The sequence below is a fragment of the Agriterribacter sp. genome (assembly GCF_035444585.1).
GTDB lineage: Bacteria > Bacteroidota > Bacteroidia > Chitinophagales > Chitinophagaceae > Agriterribacter.
On the sequence record NZ_DAOMOZ010000281.1, the window covers coordinates 1 to 5,437 of the forward strand.

The following is a 5,437-nucleotide window of genomic DNA, read 5'->3' on the forward strand; positions in this document are numbered from 1 at the left end:
TGGAGATCGTATGCGAAAACCTGCAAAAGGCAATGAGCAAAAAGCCGGAAGCGTTGTACTGGTCGGTTAGTCAGAACGACAACGTAAATTATTGTCGTTGCGATAACTGTGCAGCGCTGGACAAGCAATATGCCGCTTTTGCACCGGAGGAAAAGCTACTTTCTACCCATGGCGGAGAAAAATACCCTGCATTGGGTTCAGGTTCAATTATCGCTTTTGTGAATAAGGTGGCAGAACGTTTCCCCGATAAGATCATTTCAACCCTGGCCTACCAGTATTCGCGTGTGCCGCCAAAAGGCATTGTGCCCCGCAAGAATGTAAACATCATGCTGTGCAGTATTGAAAGTTCCCGCAACGATCCGATGACCATTGGAGATAAAGCCTTCAGCGAAGACCTGGCGGGCTGGGGAAAGCTTACGGATAATATACTGGTATGGGATTACGTCATCCGTTTTTCACACCTCTTTTCTCCGTTTCCCAACCTGCGTATATTACAGCCCAACATTCAGTTTCTCAGAGACAATAATGTATCTGCATTGTTTGAACAGGGTAATATCCAGTCGGGCGGCGATTTTGCGCCTTTAAGGGCCTATATGATCGCTAAAATGTTGTGGAACCCCGATATTGATATCGAAAAAGAGAAAAATGAATTTATTGATGCGTATTATGGTCCCGCTGCTCCGGACATAAAAGCATACATAAAGCTGCTGCATGATAATAATCAATCCGGTAAAGGCGTGAAGATGTCTATATTCGGCTCCCCGGTACAGGAAAAGGAAAGCTTTTTGTCGGAAAACTTAATTGCTGAATACAACCGGATATTTGACAGGGCCGAAAAGAAAGTGCAAAGGCATACCGACTACCTGGTAAGGATAAAATCGGCACGTTTGCCGGTATATTATGCGATGCTTGAAATAGCAAAAGAGGTTAAAACCGGCAGCAGGGGCGCATTTATTACAGGAGAAAATGGCGCTTTGGTACCCAATCCCAAAATCGTGAACATATTGTATGAGTTCGCCTATCACTGTGCACGTACCAACGTAAGCAGAACTGCTGAGTGGCACACCCCACCTAAGGAGTACCTTGAAAAATATCTTGCGTTTTTAAGCGGCGCACAGTGAAACTGCTTTTAATTCTTTAGCAACGGTGTGTATGGCTGATTCTATTTTTTTTGCCTGTAAAGCAGAAGGGTGCTTTATTCCACTGCTGTATTGCCGCATTAAACCGGTGTTAATACCTGCACGTTTTGCAATTGCGCTGGCGGTCAGATAGTCATGTTCCATAAAAAAGGCCTGCACATCGTAGCGCAGTTCCCACTGCACTTTTTTAACATCAACTTTTTTCCATACGGCATCGTTCCTGCCTTCATGCTGCTGGTATCCGGCAATCAGCTCACTCATGTTTTTTATGATCTCTTTTGTGTTTTTGCCGGAAGTAACCGGTAAAAATTCACCCTTGTTTTCAATGCGCCCCACAGCACCCCATCTCCTTTTTCAATAATAATGAGTAGTTTCATGATAAATCGTTTTAACACTTTTTCTTTTTTTCTTTTTCCTTCACAGACACTGATTGTTTTAACCCTGTCCGTAGCGGTACGGACAGGCAAAATCGTTGGGGTTAAACCAACTCATGATCGCCGGTACAGGAGTTGGTTATTTTACAGTAACAATTTAAATATCTGTTTAAGTTCCTTATCGGTAATAGCACTTTTTTCGGATTTATCATAGATAGAAGTAAGATAAACAGTCGTAACAGTAACTTTCACATAGGTAATTACCCTTGCTCCACCCGATTTACCCTTTCCTTTGGAAGAGATGGCCACACGTATTTTATAGAAGCCGTTACCAAGAGCAGTTCCCTGTTCAGGATTATTGGTAAGACTTTTCAGCAATTCCATCAAATCTTTTTTTAGCGAGGGATATTTTTTAGCCAGCCTTTTAGCCTGTTTGTCAAAAAGCGGTATGGAAGAAACATTATAACTCATTCAGTAACTCTTTTGCAGGACGGGTTTTTAACTTTCCCTGCTCCACTAATTTAAGTTCCAGAACGGCTTCTTTGAGTTCCAGTAAAATCTGTTCTTTGGTTGGTTCTTTGTATTCTAACGTTTCCAAATCCCGGTATTGCTTTTTGAGCTCCTTCCATTCGTTGATAGGAATAAATACGCCTGTGGCTTTTCCCTTACTGTCTTGTATTATTTGTAGCCTCATATCTAAAAATTATGCTTAATAATAAATTGTATTTATTTTCTGAAATACAAATTTACATAAACGAAAAGTATAAAAGAGTATAAACTCCTGCTGGTGTTTGCCCCAATCCTGATTGTAGTTAAGTGTAGCAATCTACAGCCTGCTCTAAAGTTAAGCTATATCAGAGAACCTTCCCGAAATCGGGGTGTAATCCCACCAGAACGATTTTTTCGCCTCAGATAACGTCACAATATAAAGTCCGTGAACTTCGCTACTTACAAGAAAAATCTACTCATTTGTTGCGTTAGCCCGGTAAACATCGGTAGCTTTCCGCTTCTTCTTAAAATCAAAAGCAATTATGATCCGATCTGTATTGTTGCCGCTTATTGCCTGTTCGTGTTTTGCTGTAAATGCACAAAATATTTCTGTAGATACACTACCCCTCTATAACAAAGCACAACTGCGCAGCAAAACCGACTGGTTGATAACCGGCAGTGCACAACGATCCGCCGTGTACAAAACGCCGGAAGGGTACATGGCACTGAGCAACGGACTGATCACCAGAACGTTTACACTGGCGCCCAACGGTGCAACCATAGGGTTGGATAACCTCGTTACCAACGAAGCGCTCGTACGGGCAGTATCACCGGAAGCTGTGCTGTGGATAAACGGTCATGAAATAAAAGCGGGCGGATTAACGGGGCAGCCCATCGGCAACTACCTCTTACCCGAATGGATACCCGAAATGAAGGCTGATCCCTACAGCTTAAAGCTGGTATCATATACCACGTCTCCCATCAAAGCACGTTTTGAATGGAACCGTCGCACCAAATGGTCGCCGGAGCAGCTGCCCTGGCCGCCTGAAGGGATTGAAGTGGCTTTTACCTACAAAGCCAATGAGACCATCATCCGTAATTTTCATAACCTGTATGCGGGCGACGATCAAAGGGAAGTGCTGCTGAAAGATGATTTTATTACACTGTCACCTCAGTGGAATATTGTTACCGTTAATGCAGCTGCAAATGCATTTAACAATGAAGGCAAAGCCGGTGAAATGATGGCGCCTGCCAACGCAGTAGTATTTGGCGAACGGCCTTTGCCTGCCGGTACCAGGGTGATCATATGCAGGCTCAACACCGGCACAGACCAAAGCAGCGGGTATGGGCCCGGCATTGCATTGCAGTTTGAAGGAGAGCGCTCATCCAAATTTTATCTTTCACCACGCAATAAAAAATTCGGGATATTTCATGATGGCAAAAGCCAGAGCTTTGAAGGCTTTGACCCCGGCAAATCGTATTATTTGAAGATATTGCTCGCTACCGGCAAAATGATATGCAGCATATCAGCCGATGGTAAAAGCTATACAACACTTGCTGAGCTGCCGCTTAACGGCATGCCTACGCATATCCGTGCAGGCAAGACCGATCCCCGTGGAGGCAAAGCGGTGCGTGGTGGAGCCGGGGCAACAGGGCGCAGTAAAATAGAGCAGGTTGTGTTGTTGGGTGGATCACGGGAAACACAGGCTGATCTTGATTTCCTGAGTGGGCTTACCGTAAAAGTGCATTATGAGTTATATGATGGATTACCCCTGCTGAGCAAGTGGGTAAGCGTGGAGAACAACAGTGCGCAGGAAATTACAGTAAACAATATAAAAAGCGAGCACCTTGCCGTAACAGAGGCAGAAAGCGCGGTAGAACACAAGCAGCGTTGGGAACTTCCGCCCATATTTGCAGAAAGTGATTTCGCTTTCGGCTCCATGTCGCCCAATGCCGCACAAAACGCCTGCATAGAATGGCAGACCGACCCTTCCTATACCACACAGGTAAATTATGCATTGCAAACACCTTCACTGCTGGTATGTATGCCCAAAACCGGGATGGGGCAGGAGCTGGCGCCCGGTGCATCTTTTGAAAGCATGCGGTTATGGGAACTGGTATACGACAGCTACGACAGGGAAAGGAGAGGGCTGAGCGAAAGAAAGCTATACCGTACCATTGCGCCGTGGGTAACCGAAAATCCCATCATTATGCATGTTAGCAGCGCCGCGGATGAACCCGTTAAAAAAGCAATTGATCAATGTGCGGAAGTGGGTTTTGAAATGGTGATCATGACTTTTGGCAGCGGTTTCAATATTGAAGACACTTCGCAGCAGAATCTGCAGCGTATGAAAGCCCTGAGGGATTATGCAGGATCAAAGGGTGTGGCGCTCGGTGGTTATTCCCTGCTGGCAAGCCGTTCCATCAACGCCGCAAATAATGTGGTAATGCCAGAAGGCATGAAGCCGGCCTTTGGCAGCTCTCCCTGCTTGCAAAGCAAATGGGGACAGGATTATTTTAAAAAGCTATACCATTTTTATGAAACCACGGGGCAGGACCTGCTGGAACATGATGGTTCCTACCCCGGCGATGTTTGCGCTTCAACTGATCACCCGGGACACAGGGGACTGGAAGATTCGCGCTGGAAGCAGTTCAGGGAAATACAGGCATTTTACCGGTGGTGCAGGGGTAAAGGCATTTACCTGAACGTTCCCGACTGGTACTTTTTAAATGGCAGCACAAAAATTGCCATGGGTTATCGCGAAACCAACTGGTCGTTGCCACGGGCGTTACAGGAAATTATTGAGCGCCAGAACATATACGACGGCACCTGGGAAAAATCACCTTCCATGGGCTGGATGTTCGTTCCGCTCGTGCAATACCATGGCGGAGGTGCTGCCGCTACCATAGAGCCGCTCAAAGAGCACCTGCCGCATTATGAGCAGCGCCTGGCCAATTTGTTCGGAGCAGGTGTGCAGGCCTGTTACCGCGGCCCGCAATTATACGATGCTCCCGAAACGAAAACCCTGGTGAAAAAATGGGTTGATTTTTACAGGAAGCACAGGAGAATACTGGATGCCGATATTATCCACCTGCGGAGGCCCGATGGCAGGGACTATGATGCCATACTGCATGCCGATCCGCATGGCAAAGAAAAAGGTTTATTGATGGTTTATAATCCGTTGAATGAATCTGTTACAAGAGATATTGAAGTAGACCTGTATTATACCGGCTTAAAGCAACGGGCAACTATGAGTGAAAACGACGGCGCAGCAAAAAAAATAATCTTGAACGGCACTAAGCTGAACTTACGGGTAACCATACCTGCCAAAAGCCAGAAATGGTTTGTATTTATGCCATAGAAAAAGCAGGGGCTTGAATTTCACGGGTCGGAAGCCGGAGGCGTTCATAAAAACAACAATGATGAATAAAACA

General features: G+C 45.6%; 5 protein-coding genes. 2 read left to right on the top strand and 3 right to left on the bottom strand.

All coding sequences use genetic code 11. The annotated features are described in order from the left end of the window. On the top strand, positions 1 to 1,121 hold a 1,121-nt coding region (locus PLH26_RS19945; RefSeq protein ID WP_324587781.1), incomplete at its 5' end, for a glycoside hydrolase family 20 protein. Here the strand turns inward: PLH26_RS19945 and PLH26_RS19950 are convergent. The 3 genes from PLH26_RS19950 to PLH26_RS19960 all read right to left on the bottom strand — a co-directional run bounded on the left by PLH26_RS19950 (position 1,104) and on the right by PLH26_RS19960 (position 2,207). Then, entirely contained in the window at positions 1,104 to 1,400 is a 297-nt protein-coding gene (locus PLH26_RS19950; protein WP_324587782.1) for a hypothetical protein, read from the bottom strand. The two genes, PLH26_RS19945 and PLH26_RS19950, sit on opposite strands and share 18 nt — an antisense overlap. 257 nt (positions 1,401 to 1,657) lie before the next feature. Further along, a complete protein-coding gene (locus tag PLH26_RS19955) occupies positions 1,658 to 1,984 on the bottom strand; it encodes a type II toxin-antitoxin system RelE/ParE family toxin (RefSeq protein WP_324587783.1) in 327 nt (108 codons plus the stop codon). Next, positions 1,974 to 2,207, bottom strand: a complete 234-nt coding sequence (locus tag PLH26_RS19960) for a hypothetical protein (protein ID WP_324587784.1) — start codon at positions 2,205 to 2,207, stop codon at positions 1,974 to 1,976. The genes PLH26_RS19955 and PLH26_RS19960 overlap by 11 nt, the downstream gene beginning before the upstream one ends. Positions 2,208 to 2,544: 337 nt before the next feature. Between PLH26_RS19960 and PLH26_RS19965 the strand changes: the two genes are divergently transcribed. Continuing rightward, the gene (locus PLH26_RS19965; protein WP_324587785.1) at positions 2,545 to 5,364 is read left to right on the top strand and encodes a hypothetical protein; all 2,820 of its coding nucleotides are present in this window, start codon (positions 2,545 to 2,547) and stop codon (positions 5,362 to 5,364) included. Positions 5,365 to 5,437: the final 73 nt, after the last annotated feature.